The sequence below is a fragment of the Streptomyces sp. NPDC030991 genome (genome assembly GCF_055571235.1).
This window is the reverse complement of sequence record NZ_JBVIFR010000016.1, coordinates 174,244-193,234: the sequence shown is the minus strand read 5'-3', so window position 1 is coordinate 193,234 and position 18,991 is coordinate 174,244. Positions and strand designations below refer to the sequence as shown.

17 protein-coding genes are annotated in these 18,991 nt (G+C 72.2%); 9 read left to right on the top strand and 8 right to left on the bottom strand.

Annotated features, from left to right (window positions below):
• The first annotated feature begins 95 nt into the window (after positions 1-95).
• Positions 96-2,981 (top strand): aminomethyl-transferring glycine dehydrogenase, encoded by a 2,886-nt coding sequence (gcvP, locus tag ACZ45E_RS28040; protein WP_468225509.1) that lies wholly within the window; start codon positions 96-98, stop codon positions 2,979-2,981.
• Positions 2,982-3,045: 64 nt separating this feature from the next.
• Here the strand turns inward: gcvP and ACZ45E_RS28035 are convergent, their stop codons facing one another.
• Both ACZ45E_RS28035 and ACZ45E_RS28030 read right to left on the bottom strand, forming a co-directional pair.
• On the bottom strand, positions 3,046-3,246 hold the full coding sequence (locus tag ACZ45E_RS28035; protein ID WP_468225559.1) for a DUF5999 family protein: 201 nt from the start codon (positions 3,244-3,246) through the stop codon (positions 3,046-3,048).
• 339 nt (positions 3,247-3,585) lie between these two features.
• Positions 3,586-4,173 (bottom strand): hypothetical protein, encoded by a 588-nt coding sequence (locus ACZ45E_RS28030; RefSeq protein ID WP_468225508.1) that lies wholly within the window; start codon positions 4,171-4,173, stop codon positions 3,586-3,588.
• Positions 4,174-4,697: 524 nt separating this feature from the next.
• Here ACZ45E_RS28030 and ACZ45E_RS28025 point away from each other — a divergent pair.
• Positions 4,698-6,218: a glutamate-cysteine ligase family protein gene (locus ACZ45E_RS28025; protein ID WP_468225506.1), complete on the top strand. Its 1,521-nt coding sequence runs from the start codon at positions 4,698-4,700 to the stop codon at positions 6,216-6,218.
• A gap of 24 nt (positions 6,219-6,242) precedes the next feature.
• On the opposite strand, the gene ACZ45E_RS28020 is transcribed toward ACZ45E_RS28025, so the two are convergent.
• Entirely contained in the window at positions 6,243-8,015 is a 1,773-nt protein-coding gene (locus tag ACZ45E_RS28020) for a substrate-binding and VWA domain-containing protein (protein WP_468225504.1), read from the bottom strand.
• 207 nt (positions 8,016-8,222) lie between these two features.
• On the opposite strand from ACZ45E_RS28020, the gene ACZ45E_RS28015 reads away from it, so the two are divergent.
• Entirely contained in the window at positions 8,223-9,002 is a 780-nt protein-coding gene (locus tag ACZ45E_RS28015) for a CPBP family intramembrane glutamic endopeptidase (protein ID WP_468225501.1), read from the top strand.
• 3 nt (positions 9,003-9,005) lie between these two features.
• Here ACZ45E_RS28015 and ACZ45E_RS28010 read toward each other — a convergent pair whose 3' ends face one another.
• Positions 9,006-9,815 carry a PhzF family phenazine biosynthesis protein gene (locus ACZ45E_RS28010; protein WP_468225499.1) on the bottom strand — a complete coding sequence of 270 codons (810 nt, stop codon included), beginning with the start codon at positions 9,813-9,815 and terminating at the stop codon, positions 9,006-9,008.
• Between the two features lie 248 nt (positions 9,816-10,063).
• On the opposite strand from ACZ45E_RS28010, the gene ACZ45E_RS28005 reads away from it, so the two are divergent.
• Positions 10,064-10,684 (top strand): PadR family transcriptional regulator, encoded by a 621-nt coding sequence (locus ACZ45E_RS28005; RefSeq protein WP_468225497.1) that lies wholly within the window; start codon positions 10,064-10,066, stop codon positions 10,682-10,684.
• Between the two features lie 106 nt (positions 10,685-10,790).
• Here the strand turns inward: ACZ45E_RS28005 and ACZ45E_RS28000 are convergent, their stop codons facing one another.
• Entirely contained in the window at positions 10,791-11,219 is a 429-nt protein-coding gene (locus tag ACZ45E_RS28000) for a type II toxin-antitoxin system Rv0910 family toxin (RefSeq protein WP_468225495.1), read from the bottom strand.
• A 138-nt stretch (positions 11,220-11,357) separates the two neighbouring features.
• Complete coding sequence (locus ACZ45E_RS27995) at positions 11,358-11,546, bottom strand: hypothetical protein (RefSeq protein WP_468225493.1); 189 nt, start codon at positions 11,544-11,546, stop codon at positions 11,358-11,360.
• Positions 11,547-11,756: 210 nt separating this feature from the next.
• Here ACZ45E_RS27995 and ACZ45E_RS27990 point away from each other — a divergent pair, with 210 nt between their 5' ends.
• From ACZ45E_RS27990 to ACZ45E_RS27980, 3 genes are all read left to right on the top strand, one after another.
• A complete protein-coding gene (locus ACZ45E_RS27990; protein WP_468225491.1) occupies positions 11,757-12,275 on the top strand; it encodes a peptidase in 519 nt (172 codons plus the stop codon).
• An 84-nt stretch (positions 12,276-12,359) separates the two neighbouring features.
• The gene (locus tag ACZ45E_RS27985) at positions 12,360-13,379 is read left to right on the top strand and encodes an EamA family transporter (RefSeq protein WP_468225557.1); all 1,020 of its coding nucleotides are present in this window, start codon (positions 12,360-12,362) and stop codon (positions 13,377-13,379) included.
• A 393-nt stretch (positions 13,380-13,772) separates the two neighbouring features.
• Positions 13,773-14,714 (top strand): DMT family transporter, encoded by a 942-nt coding sequence (locus ACZ45E_RS27980; RefSeq protein WP_468225488.1) that lies wholly within the window; start codon positions 13,773-13,775, stop codon positions 14,712-14,714.
• 196 nt (positions 14,715-14,910) lie between these two features.
• Here ACZ45E_RS27980 and ACZ45E_RS27975 read toward each other — a convergent pair whose 3' ends face one another.
• The gene (locus ACZ45E_RS27975) at positions 14,911-15,588 is read right to left on the bottom strand and encodes a pyridoxamine 5'-phosphate oxidase family protein (protein ID WP_468225487.1); all 678 of its coding nucleotides are present in this window, start codon (positions 15,586-15,588) and stop codon (positions 14,911-14,913) included.
• A gap of 85 nt (positions 15,589-15,673) precedes the next feature.
• Between ACZ45E_RS27975 and ACZ45E_RS27970 the strand changes: the two genes are divergently transcribed.
• A complete protein-coding gene (locus ACZ45E_RS27970) occupies positions 15,674-17,005 on the top strand; it encodes an aminotransferase class I/II-fold pyridoxal phosphate-dependent enzyme (protein WP_468225486.1) in 1,332 nt (443 codons plus the stop codon).
• A gap of 51 nt (positions 17,006-17,056) precedes the next feature.
• On the opposite strand, the gene ACZ45E_RS27965 is transcribed toward ACZ45E_RS27970, so the two are convergent.
• The gene (locus tag ACZ45E_RS27965; RefSeq protein WP_468225485.1) at positions 17,057-17,998 is read right to left on the bottom strand and encodes a DMT family transporter; all 942 of its coding nucleotides are present in this window, start codon (positions 17,996-17,998) and stop codon (positions 17,057-17,059) included.
• 74 nt (positions 17,999-18,072) lie between these two features.
• On the opposite strand from ACZ45E_RS27965, the gene ACZ45E_RS27960 reads away from it, so the two are divergent.
• Positions 18,073-18,990 (top strand): LysR family transcriptional regulator, encoded by a 918-nt coding sequence (locus ACZ45E_RS27960; protein ID WP_468225483.1) that lies wholly within the window; start codon positions 18,073-18,075, stop codon positions 18,988-18,990.
• Position 18,991 lies beyond the last annotated feature (1 nt).

Below are 18,991 nucleotides of genomic sequence, written 5' to 3'. Positions count from 1 at the left end.
TGAAGCTCTCAGGTTGAGATGACAGAGGGGGAGGCCGTCCGGGCAGCCACGCCGTGGTGCCCCTCGCAGGTCGCGATGACCAGGAGGCCTCCGCAATGACCGCCAACCGTACTCCGCTCTCCGCTCTGGAGCAGGGCATCCCCTTCGAGCAGCGCCACATCGGTCCGGACGACGCCGCGCAGGCCAAGATGCTCGCGCAGGTCGGCTACGGCTCGCTCGACGAGCTGACGGCGGCCGCGGTGCCGGACGTGATCAGGAGCGCCGAGGCGCTGGAGCTGCCCGCCGCCAGGACCGAGGCCGAGGTGCTCGCCGAGCTGCGCTCCCTCGCCGACCGCAACCAGGTGCTCGGCTCGATGATCGGGCTCGGCTACTACGGGACGTTCACGCCGCCCGTCATCCTGCGCAACGTCATGGAGAACCCGTCCTGGTACACGGCCTACACGCCGTACCAGCCGGAGATCTCGCAGGGCCGCCTCGAAGCGCTGCTCAACTTCCAGACGATGGTCGCCGAACTGACCGGCCTGCCCACCTCGGGCGCCTCCCTGCTCGACGAGGGCACGGCCGCCGCCGAGGCCATGGCGCTGTCGCGGCGCGTCGGCAAGGTCAAGAGCGGCGTGTACCTCGTGGACGCCGACGCGCTGCCGCAGACCGCCGCCGTCATCAGGACACGTGCCGAGCCGGCCGGCGTGGAGATCGTCGTCGCCGACCTGAGCGACGGCATCCCGGCCGAGATCGCCGAGCGCGGCGTCGTGGGCGTGCTCGTGCAGTACCCGGGGGCCTCCGGCGCCGTCCGTGACATCAAGCCGGTCGTCGACCAGGCGCACGAACTGGGCGCGATCGTCACCGTCGCCGCCGACCTGCTCGCTCTCACGCTGCTCACCTCGCCCGGCGAGCTGGGCGCGGACATCGCCGTCGGCACGACGCAGCGCTTCGGTGTGCCGATGGGCTTCGGCGGACCGCACGCCGGCTACATGGCCGTACGGGAGAAGTTCGCCCGGTCGCTGCCCGGGCGGCTCGTCGGTGTCTCCGTCGACGCCGACGGCAACAAGGCGTACCGTCTCGCCCTGCAGACGCGGGAGCAGCACATCCGTCGCGAGAAGGCGACGAGCAACATCTGCACGGCCCAGGTCCTGCTCGCCGTCATGGCCGGCATGTACGCCGTCTACCACGGACCGGACGGCCTGCGGTCCATCGCGCGGCGCACCCACCGCTACGCCACGCTGCTGGCCGCGGGTCTGTCGGCGGGCGGGGTCGAGGTCGTGCACGGCGCGTACTTCGACACTCTGACCGTCCGGGTGCCGGGCAAGGCCGCCCAGGTCGTCCGCGCCGCCCGGGAGGGCGGGGTCAACGTACACCTCGTCGACGCCGACCACGTCTCGGTCGCCTGCGACGAAACCACCACCCGGGGTCAACTCCACGTCGTCTGGGGCGCGTTCGGCGTCGAGGCGGACATCGAGGCGCTGGACGCCGGGACGGTCGACGCGCTGCCCCCGGCGGCGCTGCGCGGCGACGACATCCTGACGCACCCCGTCTTCCACCAGCACCGCTCCGAGACCGCGATGCTGCGCTACCTGCGCAGGCTCGCCGACCGCGACTACGCGCTCGACCGCGGCATGATCCCGCTGGGCTCCTGCACGATGAAGCTCAACGCGACGACGGAGATGGAGCCGGTCACCTGGCCCGAGTTCGGGCAGCTGCACCCCTTCGCGCCGGCCGAGCAGGCGCAGGGCTACCTGACGCTCATCACGGAGCTTGAGGAGCAGCTCGCCGAGGTCACCGGGTACGACAAGGTGTCGCTGCAGCCGAACGCCGGATCGCAGGGCGAACTCGCAGGGCTGCTGGCGGTGCGCGGCTACCACCGGGCCAACGGTGACGAGCAGCGGACCGTCTGCCTCATCCCGTCCTCGGCGCACGGCACCAACGCGGCGAGCGCCGTGATGGCCGGGATGAAGGTCGTCGTCGTGAAGACCGCCGACGACGGCGAGATCGACGTCGAGGACCTGCGCGCCAAGATCGAGCAGTACGCCGACCAGCTGTCCGTCCTCATGATCACCTACCCGTCGACGCACGGCGTCTTCGAGGAGCACGTCGCCGACATCTGCGCCGCCGTGCACGACGCCGGCGGCCAGGTGTACGTCGACGGGGCGAACCTCAACGCGCTGGTGGGGCTCGCCAAGCCCGGGCACTTCGGCGGCGACGTCTCGCACCTGAACCTGCACAAGACGTTCTGCATCCCGCACGGCGGCGGCGGCCCCGGCGTGGGCCCGGTGGGCGTGCGCGCGCACCTCGCGCCGTACCTGCCGAACCACCCGATGCAGCCGGCCGCGGGACCGGAGACCGGCGTCGGACCGATCTCGGCCGCGCCGTGGGGCTCCGCGGGGATCCTGCCGATCTCGTGGTCGTACGTGCGGCTCATGGGCGGCGAGGGGCTGAAGCGGGCGACGCAGGTCGCCGTGCTCTCCGCGAACTACATCGCCAAGCGGCTCGAGCCGCACTACCCCGTGCTCTACACCGGGCCCGGCGGGCTCGTCGCGCACGAGTGCATCATCGATCTGCGGCCGCTCAGCAAGGCGACCGGGGTCACCGTCGACGACATCGCCAAGCGCCTGATCGACTACGGGTTCCACGCGCCGACCATGTCGTTCCCGGTCGCCGGGACGCTGATGATCGAGCCGACCGAGAGCGAGGACCTCGACGAGCTGGACCGTTTCTGCGAGGCCATGATCGCCATTCGCGGGGAGGTCGAGCGGGTCGCCTCCGGCGAGTGGCCGGCGCAGGACAACCCGCTGCGCAACGCGCCGCACACGGCCGGGATGCTCAGCGGTGAGTGGGAGCACGCCTACAGCCGCGAGGAAGCCGTCTTCCCTGCGGGGGTGGCCGCCGCCGACAAGTACTGGCCGCCGGTGCGCCGGATCGACCAGGCCTTCGGTGACCGGAACCTGGTCTGCTCGTGCCCGCCGCTGGACGCCTACGAGGCGTGAGGGGCTGAGGCGCTCGCGCGGGGCCGCCGGATGGTGCAAGCGGCTCCGCGCGCTCCGTACGGCGCTATGCCGCTGTCACCACCGCCACCACCGGTCGGTGCGGGGCGATGATCGTGCCGTTGGGGAGCAGCTCGCCGGTGTCCTCGAAGAGCAGGACCCCGTTGCACAGGAGGCTCCAGCCCTGCTCCGGGTGGTGAGCCACGGGAAGCGCGGCCTCCCTGTCCGCGGATTCTGCTGTGGGGCACGATGGCTGGTGCTGGCACATGGATGGGTTCTTTCGCTGCGTAGTGATCTCGATGACGTCGGCGTCCGTGCTGCGGCGTGAAGTCTTGTTCATGGCCGCCCCCCGTTTTCAGTCGGTCCGGAACCCAGTGTTGCCCTGTGGGCGTCAATCCGCAGGGATTTCGTAGCAGCGGTCCTCACTGGATGGAGACGCGTCACCCGTGCGGACGGTTCAGCCCAAGTGCATTGTCCCTTCGGGTGGTTCGGGGTGGCCGGAGTGGACTAGTCCGCTCCGGCATGGCTGTGCCCCGCGACCGGACGGCGGGCGGCGCGGGGCACAGGTCTCGTGGAGCGGTGTGCGGGCGGATCCTCTCCGGTCGCGTCAGGCGAGCAGAACGGCCCGGGACGGCGTCAGCCGCAGGGCCAGGACCGACAGCAGTTCCGCCACGCGGTGCGGGCGGTGGGCCGCGATGCCGGGCGGCGCCGGCGCGAGCGGGACCAGGATGTCGTCGGCCGCCGGATGACCGCTCGACGCGTCGGCCGTGTGGTCCCCGTGCAGCCACAGGGTGAGCATGTACAGCTCGGGCACGGAGAGCAGCCGCGGCTGGTAGGTCTTCGGCAGGGCCTCCGCCTGGCGCAGGGCACGCTCGGTGGAGGTGACGTAGGGGCCCTCGAAGAAGTGCGAGAAGGCCCAGCCGTCCGGGGTGAGCATCGTGTCGGCGGCGGCCACCGCGCGATCCCCGCACCGCACGACGAAGCGCCAGCCCGTGAGGCGGGTGCGCGAGGGCCGTCCGGTGGTCTCGGTGACGTGTTCCAACACATGGAGAGGGAGCGGGAGTTCGGGACTTGCCGGCCCCTGCGCGGCGCGCAGGGAAGGGGTGCGGGCTTCACGGACGGCGGTGGGGGAACCTAGGGCCGTGAGAACGCTGCGGAGGGCGGGCGCGGGAGCCGGGGGGACATGCAGCGGCATGGTGGGTCGCCTCTCATTCGACAGGCACGTGGTGCGAGGGCGGTGCGGGACGAGCGGACGGCGCTGTCTGCTGCTCGGTGCGCGGGAGTGCGCGAAGTGACACGGGGCAGAGAAGGCGGAAGCCTGGACGCGGGCGCCAACTCTCTGTCTCTTTCGCGGAGTTTATACGACGCGTGTTCACTCGATGTTTCCGCTACCAGTGCCGTCCGGGTACGCAAGGTGCTATCAGGCCGTCGTTCTCACGGTATTTTGTCGGCGTCCGGTAGATTTCCCAGGGGCTCGTGCCGTGTGACCTCGGCTTTGTCCGATCGGGCGGACGGCCGATTCTCGTCGGCGTTTTTCACCAAGCCCTCGTAGCTGAATCTGCGGAAGGCCCCATGCCTAAGGAATGTGCCGCCGGGTATCTGCACTGAGCGTACTGCTCCGCAGGCCCGCGCGGGGCGTTATCGATCACATTCCTGGGCATCATCCACCGTGACACGCGGCCGGATCGACGGGCTGCCCATGCGAGGAAGGGTGCTCCCATGGGGAAGAAGGTCGCTGCGGGCGCGGTCGATCGGGCCGATCGGCAGCAGTACCGGCGCAAGTTGCACGACTGCCTGGCGGGGCTCGGGCGGCTCCTGGAGGAGAAGAGGTTCGACCGGCCCAGGAATCTCATGGGGCTGGAGATCGAGCTGAATCTCGCCGGGCCCGACGGGATGCCGAAAATGATGAATGCGGAAGTACTGGAGAGGATCGCGAGCCGGGATTTCCAGACGGAACTGGCGATGTTCAATCTCGAAGTGAATATCGCGCCGCACCAGCTCGGCGGCCGCGTTCTCGACCAGCTCGCCGAGGAGCTGCGGACCGGGCTCGGCTATGCCCATCGGAAGGCCAACGAGGTCGACGCCGGCATCGTGATGATCGGCATTCTGCCGACGCTGAACGCGGACGACCTCGTCTCCGGGAACCTGTCGGACGTCGACCGGTACACCTTGCTCAACGACGCGATCGTCGCCGCGCGCGGTGAGGACTTCCTGCTCGACATCGACGGCGTGGAGCGGCTGACCAGCACCTCCTCGTCGATCGTGCCCGAAGCCGCCTGTACCTCCGTGCAGTTGCACCTCCAGGTCACCCCGGGCCGGTTCGCCGCGGTGTGGAACGCCGCGCAGGCGGTGGCCGCGGTGCAGATCGCGCTGGGGGCCAACTCGCCGTTCCTCTTCGGGCGCGAGCTGTGGCGGGAGTCGCGGCCCCCGCTGTTCCAGCAGTCCACGGACACCCGGCCGCCGGAGTTGCAGGCCCAGGGGGTGCGGCCGCGGACCTGGTTCGGGGAGCGGTGGATCGACTCGGCCTACGACCTCTTCGAGGAGAACGTGCGGTACTTCCCGCCGCTGCTGCCGATCCTGGACGAGGAGCAGCCGCTGGAGGTGCTCGACAAGGGAGGCGTGCCGAACCTCGCCGAGCTCGTGCTGCACAACGGCACGGTGTACCGCTGGAACCGGCCCGTCTACGAGATCGCCGACGGCGTCCCGCACCTGCGCGTCGAGAACCGCGTGCTGCCCGCCGGGCCCACCGTCACCGACGTCATCGCCAACGTCGCCTTCTACTACGGCATCGTACGGGCGCTGGCCGAGGAGTCCCGGCCGGTCTGGTCGCGGCTCTCCTTCGACGCCGCCGCCCGCAACTTCGAGACCGCCTGCCGGCACGGCATCGACGCGCGCCTGGAGTGGCCCCGCCGAGGCCGGTTCGGCGGGACCGAGCAGGTGCCGGCCGTCACCCTCGTACGGGACGAGCTGCTGCCGCTGGCGGCCGCCGGGCTGGACGCCTGGGGCGTGGAACCCGCGGACCGCGACTTCTACCTGGGCGTGATCGAGGAGCGGTGTGCGCGGCGGACCAACGGGGCCGCGTGGCAGGCGGCGACGTACCACCGGGCCCTGGAGAGCGGCCTCGGGCGCGAAGCGGCGCTCGCGGCGACCACGCGCCGCTATGCGGAGCTGATGCACGTGGGTGAGCCCGTGCACACCTGGCCCGTCGGCCTGCCGGAACCCGCCGTGCCGCTCGGCTAGGGGGCAGCGGGGCGGCCGGGCGGCTCAGTTGTTCCGGGCGCCCGCCTGGACGATGGCCTTGAGGATCACCTGCTGGATGTCGGCCGGGTCGCTCACCTGGTGACCCGAGCCGCCGGTCGCCTCGGCGATCTGCTCGATCTCGTCCTTGTCGGTCTCCGGGCCGACGGCGATGACGATGAGGGGCAGCGGGTGCTCGGAGTCGGTGAGCTCCCCGAGCCGGGAGACGAGGCTGCTGCGGGACATCGAGCCCGGGTCCTCGTTGACGCCGTCGGTGACCACCACCACGGCGTTGAACTTGCCGCTCCGGTAGGAGGACGTGGCCTCCTTGTAGGCGGCGAGCGTCGTGTCGTAGAGGCCGGTCGCGCCGCCCGGGACGGGCTGGAGGGAGGTGAACGCGGCGGACAGGCGGTCGCGTTGGGTGCCGGAGCCCTTGCGGTCGCCGAGGCGCTCGGTCGGGACGAGCTTCTTGTAGTCACGGTCGCCGTCGAGCAGCGTCGAGAACTCCCACAGGCCGATCTCGTCCTCCGGCGTGAACGTCGACAGGGCCGCCAGCATCGACGCCTTCGTCACCTCCATCCGGGACTCGCCGCGGCCCGGCACCAGGTTCGCCATGGAGGCCGAGGCGTCCACGACCGTGGTGATCCTGGCGCTCTGCACCGTGATCGTCCACATGCCGAGGGTCTCCTCGATCTCCTCGTCGCCCGGCGACTGGGACGCGGGCTCCGTGTACGGCTGCGGGGAGCGGGCGCCGGCCTGCGCGGCGACCGCCTCGGGCGAGCCGCCGCTGTCCGTGCGGAAGCCGTGCCTCTCCAGGACCGAGCGGCCCGCGGGGGCGCTGAGCAGTGTCATGAAGCGGACGGCGGCACGGCTCTCGGCGGTGCTCAGAGTGACCTCGTCGACCAGGGAGAAGGGGTAGTTCAGCTCGGGTGAGCCGTCCTTGGGATAGAAGAGGTCGAGGGCGCCGCCACCGCCGCCCGCCTCCGCGTTGTGCGCGAAGGCGGCCTGCTCGGAGAGGATCAGCGCCTGATTGCGGCGCGGGTCGCCCTGTTCGGCGCCGGAGCCGTCGCGGGCGACCGTGTCCATCAACTGCCCGTCGCTGTCGGACGTGCGCTGCGAGAGGACCTTCGCCATGGCGGCGGCCCGGGTGGAGCCGGCGGCGGACTCGTTCGCGGCGCCCGTCAGTTTGGTGAGCGCGAGCAGACCGGTGGAGCTCCGGGCGGGGTCGGCGGCGCCCAGGCGCACCTTGTCGTCCGCCATCACGGCGCCCGTCAACTGCGTCCAGCTGTACGTCTTCCCGGGCCAGCCGAACGTCTTCGCGGCCGACGGCACCATGCCGATCCCGACCGGTGACGTGGCGATGTTCCCGGCCGGGGTGACCGGGGTCGCCCTGGCGTTCTGCTCGACGCGCTGGATCCACAGGTCCGAGTCGGGCACCCACACCTCGTACTGCGCTCCGCCCTTGCCCGCGCGCAGCGCGTCGGCGACCTCGTACGACTCGCGGCCGGTGACGGCGATGTCGAGGCAGTTGCCGTCCGAGGTGACCTTCTGCGCTCGGGCGCGGTCGGCCGCCGTCCGCAGGGCGGGCGCCACATCGGGCGAGGCGACGACGTCGAGGTGCACCTCCTTGCCGCAGGACTCGCCGAGGTCGAACAGATCGCTGCGGACCACCAGGGCCGTACCGGCGGCGACGGCGAGAACGAGAGCCGTCGCGAGGGCCACCGAGCGGCCCCGCGACCGGCGCCGCGGGTCGACCGTGGCCCTCCCGCGCTCGTCGGGCATGCTGCTGTGACGTCCCATGACGGTGGTGCCCCTCCCTGAGCCGTGCAAGACAGTTGCGATATAAGCGGTGGAGCAAGGGAGGGGAGAGGTGCCCCGGACTGCGGCGTCCGCCCCCGGCCTGTCGCGCGCGATCTTCGTACCTGCATTCGAGACCTTAGCGGGGCGGCAAGGGGGGCGCGGCGGGATTACTCAAGTGAAGGCAGGTGTGCGGTGGAGACGGGCTCGATGGCCGGTTCTTGTCCCGACGGGGGGCTCTCGCGACGGTTTCTGCGGGACGAGACGCTCCTCGTACTGGGGCTCTCGCTCGGGGCGAGTGGCGTCTCCGCACTGATCAGCTTTGTCGGATCGGTCACCAAGCCGGGCGGTCTGAAGGACCAGGCGGCGACGCTCAACGCCTCCGCGGCGCCCGGCAGACCGTGGCTCGATCTCGCATGGCAGCTGTTCGGGATCGCGAGCGCGCTCGTGCCCGTCGCGCTCGTCGCGCACTTCCTGCTGAGAGAGCGCGCGAGCCTGCGCACGATCGGCTTCGACCGGACGCGCCCGTGGTTCGACGCGACCCGCGGGGCCGTGGTCGCGGCCGTGATCGGCAGCACCGGCATCGCGTTCTACCTCGCGGCCCGCGGCCTCGGCTTCAACCTCACGGTGGTGCCGGAGGCGCTGCCCGACGTGTGGTGGAAGTACCCAGTGCTGGTCCTGTCCGCGGTGCAGAACGCCGTACTCGAAGAGGTCATCGTCGTCGGGTATCTGCTGCGCAGGCTCGGGCAGTTGGGCTGGTCGCCCGGGACGGCGCTGGTCGCCTCGTCCGTGCTGCGCGGCTCGTACCACCTGTACCAGGGCATCGGCGGCTTCTTCGGGAACCTCGCGATGGGCGTCGTCTTCGCCTACCTGTACCGGCGGTGGGGGCGGGTGGGGCCACTGGTCGTGGCCCACTCCCTGCTGGACATCGGCGCGTTCGTCGGATACGGGCTGCTCGCGGGGAAGGTGGACTGGCTGCCCACCGCCTGACGGCTACGCCGTGAGCTCCCCTTCGATGACGGTGACCGCACTGCCGACGAGCAGGGTGCGCTCGCCGCGCAGTCCCACGCGGACCAGGCCGGTGCGCGCCGACGCCTGGAGACCGGTGAGGTCGGTACGGCCGAGGCGCCCCGCCCAGAACGGTGCCAGGGCCGTGTGCGCGCTGCCCGTCACCGGGTCCTCGTCGATCCCGATGCGCGGGAAGAAGCAGCGCGAGACGAAGTCATAACCCCGGGCCGGGTCCTCGGCGCGGGCCGTGGCGATGACGCCGCGCTCGGAGACCCCGCTCAGCGCCCTCAGGTCGGGAGCGAGGGCCCTGACCGTCTTCTCGTCGGGCAGTTCCACCAGCAGGTCGCCGACCGAGGGGCCGGTGTCGTGCACTGAGAGGGGCGTCGCGCCGAGGGCCTCGGCGAGACCGGCCGGCGCCGGCTCCTCGGTGAGCGGGGCCGTCGGGAAGTCGAGGCTGAGGGAGCCGTCGTCCCGCGGGGTGGCGACGAGGACGCCGCTGCGCGTGGCGAAGCGGACCGGGCCCCGGGTCGTCCCCGTCGAATGCAGTACGTGGGCCGTGGCGAGGGTGGCGTGGCCGCACATGTCGACCTCCGTCCCCGGGGTGAACCAGCGCAGGGCCCAGTCCGCCTCGCCGCCCTTGGGCAGCGGGTGCGCGAAGGCGGTCTCGGCGTGGTTGACCTCGGCGGCGACATTCTGCAGCCAGGCATCGGCCGGGAAGGCGTCGAGGAGCAGGACGCCGGCGGGGTTGCCGGCGAAGGCGCGGTCGGTGAAGGCATCGACGATTCGGATACGCATGCCGGGACGGTAGTTCAGGATCCAGGGCCACGACCAAGGCCAATTCATGGTCATTGGCATCTCTTTCCGCCCCTGCGGCTGCGGGGCTCTGGGGTCGGGGCCGAGGGGTGCTCAGCGGTGGACGACTGCGGCGAGCTGTCGGAAGGGTGTTGCCAAGCGATGTCTTCCGATATATCGTTGAGGCATCGCGATCGGTCAATGATCGCGGTCATCGAATCCCCTGATCAGTTACGAAAGGACTGATTCTCATGCGTACCCACGGACACGAACACGGACATGGACACTACGGACCCGGCCACGAGGGCCGGGGCGGTTTCGAGCGCGGCGGCTTCGAAGGCCGGCGTGCGGCGTTCGGGCCCTTCGGCCCGGGCTTCGGGGGCCCCGGCCCCTGGGGCGGACGCGGCGGCCGCGGTGGCGGGCCCCGGGGACGGGCGCGCCGCGGTGACGTGCGCGCCTCGATCCTGGCCCTCCTCCAGGACCGCGCGATGCACGGTTACGAGATGATCCAGGAGATCGCCGAGCGCAGCGGCGGCGCGTGGAAGCCCAGCCCGGGCTCCGTCTACCCGACGCTCCAGCTGCTGGAGGACGAGGGCCTGATCACCAGCGCGAGCGAGGGCGGCAAGAAGCTCTTCTCGCTCACCGACGCCGGACGCACCGCCGCTGAAGAGGGGCCCGACGCCCCTTGGGAGGAGCCGGGACGTGGCGTCGACTGGGAGGCCATGAACGAGATCCGGCAGGCCGGCTTCGGGCTGATGGAGGCCTTCGGTCAGGTCTGGAAGACCGGCAGCAAGGGACAGCGCGAGAAGGCGCTCTCCGTCATCAACGACGCGCGCAAGAAGCTGTACCTGATCCTCGCCGATGAGGACTGAGCCCCCCGGGGCCCGGTCGGGCGACAGAGCGTGGAAGAGGCACCCCGTACGACATGTGCGGGGTGCCTCTTCATGTGCGTAGCGGGTCGGTCAAGTGCTGGTCGGATCAGGCCACCAGGCCGCTCAGTTTGCGCAACGACTCATCGAGGGCCGCGGTCGCCGAGTCCTTCAGCTTGCCCGCCATCAAGGAGACCGCGGCGCCCGTGAAGTCGCCGTCTATGCGGACCGTCGTCGCCTCCCCGTCCGGGACGAGCGTGTACCGCGTGCCGACCATCACGCCCATCGGACCCTTGCCCCTGATCGCGAGGGTGCGCGGGGCCACCAGGTCCTCGACGGTCCAGGTGACCTCGGCGGGGAAGCCCATCAGCTTCATGTTCTCCTCGAACCGGCCGCCGACCTCCAGCGAGGTGGGAGCGCCCTTGGGGAAGCCGGTGTGGGTGGCGTTCCACTCGCCGTACGAGGAGAAGTCGGTGAGCTGCGCCCAGACCTTCTCGGCGGGCGCCTCGATCCGTGCTTCCGCGCTGACTTCGGCCATGCGGCGACCCCTTCGTGTCATGAACTGCATCAAGAGTCATGCGGGCTGTGGTGTCGCGGAAAGTAGCCGCACGGGCTCGAACATTCAATACTGATGAACTGTCAGAAGTGCGAGGCGGGTCGGCGTACGGTGCCCTCCTCAGCCCACGCGTCCGATCTCCGCGGCGTCGAAGAGGTCGTACGCGCGCGGGTGCGGGCCTTCGTCGTGGCAGTGCCAGGCGTCCCAGAAGAGGTCGGCGGGCAGCGCGTCGACCGGCGCGTACACCCGGTACACGTACTGCCTGCCGTCGACCGCGGACAGGGCCACGAGCCAGCACCCGCTCCTCATGTCTGTGACGGACGAGCGCCGGCGGGGTGGTGGTTGCGCCGGGAAGCGCCCTGGGGGCGCGGGGCAAGACGGCGCGCGCCCCTGTTCGTCACATGGTGCGATCTCATCCCTGGGAAGGAGGAGTCGTGCGCGGGACCCACCTTGTGTCGGAGGCGAAGATGCTCCTCGCCGGGGATGTTCCTGTGCATCTCGGCTGATGAGGTGGGGTACGTGCAAAGCCCTACCCCGTCGGACGCCACCGCGTACGGCCACCTCCAGGAAGAAGCCGGTCACCTCGGTGACGCGCCGCTCAGTGACGAGCTGGCCCTGGTCGTCGCGGGAGCCCGGCGGCGCGCGGTGCGGGACGGGGACCGCCAGATCGACACCGCGCATCTGCTGCACGCGCTCCTGGAGAGCGACCCCGAGGTGCGCTCGGCCTTCGCCGACACGGTGCAGGTCGCGCGGTTGCTCGGCTATCTCGTGCAGCGCAGCATCGGGTACGGGCTCCAGTGGCAGGGCTCCGTGGAGGACTCCGGCGCCGTTCCCGTGGTCGGTGGCACCCCTGGTTGGTCGCCCTTCGTCGCCGCGGCGATGGAGGCGGGCGTCGAGCGAGCCGCGTCCCGGGGGGACGAGCGGGCCCGCGGTGTGGACGTGCTGGCGGCGCTCGCGGCGGACACCGAGTGCCGTGCGGTCGAGGTGCTCGGCCGGGCCGGGGTGGACGTGGCCGGGCTACGGGAACGACTGGGCTGACGCCGTCCGCGCTGACGTCCTCCCGGTCCGCCTTGTGAGACAGGGGTCATGAGGGATGACGGTCCTGACCGGTCCTGGCATGATGTGCCGGTGCACGGGTCAAAGGCGTCTCAAGGGCAGCGGCAAACCGGTGGGCGCGGCTTCGGACTGGGGCTCGCCCTGGTCTCCGCGCTCGCGTTCGGCGGATCGGGCGTCGCGGCCAAACCGCTGATCGAAGCGGGGCTCGACTCCCTCTACGTGGTGTGGCTGCGCGTCGCGGGCGCCGCTCTCGTCATGCTGCCCGTCGCCTGGCGGCACCGCGCGCTCGTGCGGCGCAGACCCCTGCTGCTCCTGGGGTTCGGGCTGCTCGCCGTCGCGGGCGTACAGGCCTGCTACTTCGCGGCGATCTCCCGCATCCCCGTCGGTGTGGCCCTGCTCGTCGAGTACCTGGCGCCCGCCCTGGTCCTCGGCTGGGTCCGCTTCGTCCAGCGCAAGGCCGTCACCCGGGCCGCCGCCCTGGGCGTCGTCCTGGCCGTCGGCGGCCTCGCCTGCGTGGTCGAGGTGTGGTCGGGGCTGAGCTTCGACCTGCTGGGCCTGGTCCTCGCGCTCGGTGCGGCCTGCTGCCAGGTCGGCTACTTCGTCCTGTCCGACCAGGGCAGCGACGCGGAGGCCGCCGGGGGCGAGGTGCCCGATCCGTTCGGCGTCATCGCGTACGGGCTGCTGGTCGGCACCGTCGTGCTCACCGTCGTCGCCCGCCCCTGGGCCATGGACTGGTCGGTGCTCGCGGGCAGCGCCACCATGAACGGAAGGTCCGTCCCCGCCTGGCTGCTGCTCTGCTGGATCGTGCTGATCGCCACCGTCGTCGCCTACCTCACCGGTGTGGTCTCCGTACGGCGGCTCTCGCCGCAGGTGGCCGGCGTCGTGGCCTGCCTGGAGGCGGTCATCGCGACCGTCCTCGCCTGGGTCCTGCTCGGCGAGCACCTCTCGGCGCCGCAACTGCTCGGCGGGGCGGTGGTGCTGATCGGCGCCTTCATCGCCCAGTCGGCGAAGCCCGCACCGCAGGCGCCGGAGGTCGTCGGTGAACCGGCGGAAACCACGTTGTCCCGGTCGGGCGGCCCCGTCTAGGGTGCGGGTCATGCACGTACGTCGGCTCCTTCTTCCGCCGCCGGCCGCCTCGGGCCTGTCCGGCCGCTGAGCCGGACCCGGGTTCGTCCGGTGATCCGCCGCCCCTGAGACCGTCACCGACCGGTGCCGGTCCCCGTGGTGCTGCCTGATCCGCCGGACGCCCGTGGGCGGGCGTCGATCCCTCCGTGACCGGACGGATCCGCCTGCCGGGCCCGAACGCGGGCGGCCGCCTCTCACGCATCGCGTCGCACACGACGCGGATCCCCGGACCGGGCATGTCCCCGGGAGGGCACGGCCGCCCGCGGAGGACGGTCCGTGTCCCCGGTCCCCGCTGTGGCGGGGCCCTGTTCCGTGGAGACCCACGTGTCGAATGCTGTCCCGGCCGGCTCAGTCGTGCCTTGTTCCTCTGCCCGCTCCGCGTCGCGGCCGCCCGTCGCCCGCGGCCTGGCGTACCTCGTCGTCGCCGGTGTCGCCTGGGGCACCGCGGGCGCCGCCGCCTCCGTCGTGTTCCGGCAGAGCGATCTGGGCCCCGCCGCCCTGTCGTTCTGGCGGTGCGCCGGCGGGCTCGTCCTGCTCGTGGCCGCCCTGGTGCTGCGGCGCAGGCCCGCGGCGGGGCCGGCCGCTGTACCGCTCGGCCGCAGAGCCGTCCGGCTCGTCGTGCTCGGCCTGTGCCTGAGCCTGTTCCAGACCGCCTACTTCGCCGCCGTGGGGGCGACCGGGCTCGCCGTCGCCACTGTCGTCACGCTCGGCGCGGGCCCCGTGCTCATCGCGCTCGGCGCGCGGCTGACCCTGGGGGAGCGGCTCGGCCGAGGCGGCGTGATCGCAGTGGCGGGTGCGCTCGGCGGGCTCGCCGTACTGGTCCTGGGCGGCGGGGGCGCGGCCGTGCGGCCGCTCGGTGTGATGTGGGGCCTCACCTCCGCGGCCGGGTACGCCGTGCTGACGCTGCTCACCCGGTGGTTCGGGCGCGCGGGCCGGGCCGGTGACCAACTCGGCACCACCGTCGGCACGTTCGCCGTCGCCTCGCTCGTGCTGCTGCCGTTCGGCGCGGCCGAGGGGCTGGTCCCGCACACGGTCCACCCTCTCGCCGTCCTGGGGCTGCTGGCGTACACGGCGTCCGTGCCGACGGCGCTCGCCTACGCCCTGTACTTCGCGGGCGCGGCGGTCGTGCGCTCGGCCACGGTGTCGGTGATCATGCTGCTCGAACCGGTGGCCGCGGCTGTCATCGCCGTGACCCTGCTCGGGGAGCGGCTGACCGGAGCCACCGTGGCGGGCACGGCTCTGCTGCTGGCCTCGGTCCTCGGCCTGGCCGTGGCGGAGGCGCGCTCCACCGGGTGAGCGGAGCGGGCCTCGGTCCTCGGCCCGGTCGGGGCGCAGGCGCGCCTTGGCGGCCGGGCGGAGTAGTCAGACCATCTGGCGTCGCCGCCGTTGCTGCGCGAGCGCGGCGGCGTCGCCGGGGCCGCCGCGTTCGGCGACCCACTGTTGTCATTCGGCGGTGCAGCGGGCCGCGTCCCAGGGGTTCAAAGACAGGTTCTCAGAGTTCCCGCAGGTACGCGGGTACGTCGATGCCGTCGGCGAGGTCGTCCGCCGGGACGAGGGGGCCGTGGCTCCGCCGCAGCGGGACGAGGCCCGTCCAGTGCGGCAGGTCCAGGTCCTCGGGCTCGTCGTTGGGGCCGCCGGTACGCAGCTTCGCCGACACCTCGGCGAGATCGAGGCTGAGCACGGCGGTGGCGGCCAGCTCCTTGGCGTTGGCGGGGCGCGAGTCGGCGGACCGGCCCGGCACCACGTGGTCGACGAGCGCGTCCAGGGCGAGCCGCTTCTCGTCCGGGTCCGTGACCTGGTGCGCGGTGCCGTGGATCACCACGGAGCGGTAGTTGATGGAGTGGTGGAAGGCGGAGCGGGCCAGCACCAGGGCGTCGACGTGCGTCACCGTCAGGCAGACCGGGAGGCCCGGGTCCCGCTGCCCGGCCATCCGCAGCGGCCGCGAGCCCGTGGACCCGTGCACGTAGAGGCGCTCGCCCACGCGTCCGTACAAGGTCGGCAGCACGACCGGGGCGCCGTCGCGCACGAAGCCGAGATGGCAGACGTAGGCCTCGTCGAGTATGGAGTGCACCAGGGCGCGGTCGTAGGCGGCGCGCTCCTTGGAGCGGGTCGGGACCGTGCGCTCCGTGGGGGCGTAGGCGGGGGCTGACGACTCAGGGGCGACACTCATGTTGCGAACTCCAGTCGATGACTCTGCGTGCGGACTTCGGGTGCGGGACTTGCGGAATCTATTGCACTAGTACAAACTGCGGTTTGTGCTAGAAGAGTATAGGATCAAGGGGCGTCGCGCGGCGGAGATTTCCGAGAGCGTCGAGAGCGCGGTGGCCGACGGTCACCTGGAGCCGGGGCAATTGCTGCCGCCGATGCGGGAGTTGGCGCAGCAGCTGGGGGTGAACCCCAATACGGTCGCGGCCGCCTATCGGACCCTGCGAGAACGCGGGGTGATCGAGACCGCGGGGCGCAGGGGAAGCCGGGTGCGCCCCAAGCCCGCCACCACCGCGCGGGAGCGGATCCGGGTGGACGTGCCGCCGGGCGTGCGGGACGTGTCCGACGGGAACCCCGACACGGCGCTGCTGCCATCGCTCGTCGAGGCGTTCACCGCGGCGGCCGTCGCGGCGGACCAGGCACCGGTGCTCTACGGGGACGACCCGCTGGAGCCGGAGTTGGTGCGCCGGGCGCGGGCCGACCTCGACCGCGACGGGGTTCCCGACGGGCCGGTGGCCGTCGCGTCCGGGTCGCTGGACGCGATCGAACGCGTGCTCGCCGCGCACCTCAGGCCCGGGGACGCGGTCGCCGTCGAGGACCCCGGGTGGGGCAGCATGCTCGACCTCGTGCCCGCCCTCGGCCTGCGCCTCGTACCGGTGGGTGTGGACGACGACGGACCGTTGCCGGACGACGTGGAACGGGCGCTGCGCGAAGGGGCGCGGGCCCTCGTGGTGACCGACCGGGCGCAGAACCCGACCGGCGCCGCCGTGAGCGCGGCGCGGGCGAAGGCGCTGCGCGCGGTGATCGCGGCCCACCGCGACGTCCTGCTCATCGAGGACGACCACGGGCACGGCATCGTCGACCTGCCGCTGCACCCGCTGGCCGGGGCCACGCACCACTGGGCGTTCGTCCGCTCCGTCGCCAAGGCGTACGGGCCCGATCTGCGGCTCGCGGTGCTCACCGGCGACGCCGCCACCGTCGACCGGGTGCGCGGCAGGCAACGCCTCGGGCCCGGCTGGATCAGCCGCGTCGTGCAGCGGGCGGTGACCCGGCTGTGGACGAGCGGCGCCGTCGACGCGCGGGCGGTCGCGGCCTCCTACGGCGAACGGCGCGACGCGCTGATCGCGGCCCTCGCCGAGCGGGGGATCGAGGCGCACGGGCGCAGCGGCATGAACGTCTGGGTCCCGGTGCCCGACGAGACCGGCGCCGTGGCCCGCCTGCTGCACGCGGGGTGGGCGGTCGCGCCGGGCGCCCGGTTCCGGATGAACGCCGGTCCGGGCGTGCGAATCACCGTGTCCCGGCTGAGCGTCGAGGAGATCGGGACGCTGGCGGACGTGGTGGCGGCGGCGGCCGGGCCCGCGCCGGCGCGGTACTACGCGTGACGGGCCGGGGCGGTCATCTCTCGGGGCGGGCCGCGCGACCCGCGACCACGCTCACCGGCGGGCGCGGCCCCGTTGCTGGGTGAGGGCCGCGCCCGCCAGGACGATCGCCGCGCCGACCGGGGTCGACCAGCTCAGTGATTCGCCCAGTACGGCGACGCCCGCAGCGGTCGCGATGACCGGGATGAAGTAGGTGACCATCTGCGCGGTGGTCGGGCCGACCTCGGCGACGAGGCCGTACTGGATGAGGACCGCGAGGCCGGTGCCGAGGGCGCCCAGGGCGACGATCGCGAGCAGCGGGACCGCCGCGAACTGGCTCGGCCAGGACGTGAACAGCGGGGTCACGACGGCCAGTTGGACAGTGGCGATCAACAGCTGGGCGCCGGTCATCGACAGGTGCGACCGGCCGGAGTCGGCCAGTGTGCGGCGGACGTAGATCCAGCCGACCGGGTAGCTGAACGAGGCGAGCAGCGCCATCGCCGTCCCCGTCACGTCCAGGCCGTGGAAGCCCTGCCAGATGCCCAGGACCGTCAGCACGCCGAGGAAGCCGATGCCGAGACCCGCGACCCGGCGCCGGGTCGGCCGGTCCTCCGAGAGCGCGACCAGGGACAGGGCCATGCCCCAGAGCGGCGATGTCGCGTTGCAGATGCCGGCCAGCGTCGAGGGGATCGTCTCCTCGGCGAAGGCGAACAGGGAGAACGGGAGCGCGTTCAGCAGGAACGCCGCGACTGCCAGGTGCCCCCAGGTGCGGGCCCCGCGCGGCAGTCGCTCCCGCTTCACGGCCATCGCCGCGCCGAGCACCATCGTGCCGAAGACCAGCCGCCCGAGCGTCACCTGGAACGGGGCGTACCCGTCCGTGCCCACCTTGATGAGCAGGAAGCTGAAGCCCCAGATGAGGGAGAGCACACCGAAGCGGACGCGCCAGTCGAGGCCGCGGCGGGGCGGGGCGGGGGAGGTGGTGGCCGGTGCGGTGCGGGCGGCGGTGACGGTGCTCATGGCGTCAGCATCGCGCCCTGCGACTTCTTAGCACAAGCGAGATTTCTTGCGGTGTATCGGTTAGCATCGCTTACATGTTGAACCTGGAGCGGCTGCGCGTGCTCGACGCGCTCGCCCGGCACGGATCGGTGAGCGGCGCCGCCGACGCGCTGCACGTCACCACGTCGGCCGTCTCGCAGCAGATGGCCAAGCTGGAGCGCGAGGTCGGGCAGCAGCTGCTCGCCAAGCACGGGCGCGGAGTGCGCCTCACCGACGCGGGACGGCTGCTCGCCGACCACGCCGCGCGCATCCTGTCGCAGGTCGAGCTGGCCCAGGCCGACCTGGAGGCGCAGCGCGGGCAAGTGGCGGGCGAGCTGCGCCTGTCCGCCTTCCCCACCGCCGCGCGAGGGTTGTTCCCCGCCGCGCTCGCCGCGCTGCGCGCCGCGCATCCCGGACTCCGGGTGCGGTCGCAGGAGTTGGAGCCGGAGGCCGCCGTCGCCGGGGTGATCCGCGGTGACCTCGACATGGCGGTCGTGCTCGACTGGTACAACAAACCGATGCCGCTGCCCGACGGTCTGGTCAAGGCGAGCATCCTCGACGACCCGGCGGACATCGCGATGCCCGAGGGGCACCGGCTCGCCGGCCGCGACGAGGTCCGCCTCGAGGACTTCGCCGACGACGAGTGGATCACCTGGGGCGAGGGTGAGTTCTGCCATGAGTGGCTGCTGTTCACGCTCCGCGCCACCGGCGTCGAACCACAGGTGGGCCACCGCGCCGCCGAGACCCACACCCAACTGGGGCTGGTGGCCGCCGGGTTGGGCGTGTGTGTGGCGCCCCTGCTCGGCCGCGACCCGATGCCGCCGGGCGTGGTGACCGTGCCCGTCCGGCAGCAGGTGAAGCGCCATGTGTACGTGGTGTGGCGCGCGGACGCCGATCGCCGCCCCTCGATCCGGGCGGCGGTGGAGGCGTTGCAGAAGGCGGGGGCGGACCTCGGTCAGGCGGCCGAGGGCTGAC

What these genes read in the sequence shown, in the direction of transcription:
- gcvP (WP_468225509.1), top strand. Translation starts at nt 96, where the DNA reads ATGACCGCCAACCGTACTCCGCTCTCCGCTCTGGAGCAGGGCATCCCC.
- ACZ45E_RS28035 (WP_468225559.1), bottom strand. Translation starts at nt 3,246, where the DNA reads ATGTGCCAGCACCAGCCATCGTGCCCCACAGCAGAATCCGCGGACAGG.
- ACZ45E_RS28030 (WP_468225508.1), bottom strand. Translation starts at nt 4,173, where the DNA reads ATGCCGCTGCATGTCCCCCCGGCTCCCGCGCCCGCCCTCCGCAGCGTT.
- ACZ45E_RS28025 (WP_468225506.1), top strand. Translation starts at nt 4,698, where the DNA reads ATGGGGAAGAAGGTCGCTGCGGGCGCGGTCGATCGGGCCGATCGGCAG.
- ACZ45E_RS28020 (WP_468225504.1), bottom strand. Translation starts at nt 8,015, where the DNA reads ATGGGACGTCACAGCAGCATGCCCGACGAGCGCGGGAGGGCCACGGTC.
- ACZ45E_RS28015 (WP_468225501.1), top strand. Translation starts at nt 8,223, where the DNA reads ATGGCCGGTTCTTGTCCCGACGGGGGGCTCTCGCGACGGTTTCTGCGG.
- ACZ45E_RS28010 (WP_468225499.1), bottom strand. Translation starts at nt 9,815, where the DNA reads ATGCGTATCCGAATCGTCGATGCCTTCACCGACCGCGCCTTCGCCGGC.
- ACZ45E_RS28005 (WP_468225497.1), top strand. Translation starts at nt 10,064, where the DNA reads ATGCGTACCCACGGACACGAACACGGACATGGACACTACGGACCCGGC.
- ACZ45E_RS28000 (WP_468225495.1), bottom strand. Translation starts at nt 11,219, where the DNA reads ATGGCCGAAGTCAGCGCGGAAGCACGGATCGAGGCGCCCGCCGAGAAG.
- ACZ45E_RS27995 (WP_468225493.1), bottom strand. Translation starts at nt 11,546, where the DNA reads ATGAGGAGCGGGTGCTGGCTCGTGGCCCTGTCCGCGGTCGACGGCAGG.
- ACZ45E_RS27975 (WP_468225487.1), bottom strand. Translation starts at nt 15,588, where the DNA reads ATGAGTGTCGCCCCTGAGTCGTCAGCCCCCGCCTACGCCCCCACGGAG.
- ACZ45E_RS27965 (WP_468225485.1), bottom strand. Translation starts at nt 17,998, where the DNA reads ATGAGCACCGTCACCGCCGCCCGCACCGCACCGGCCACCACCTCCCCC.
- ACZ45E_RS27960 (WP_468225483.1), top strand. Translation starts at nt 18,073, where the DNA reads ATGTTGAACCTGGAGCGGCTGCGCGTGCTCGACGCGCTCGCCCGGCAC.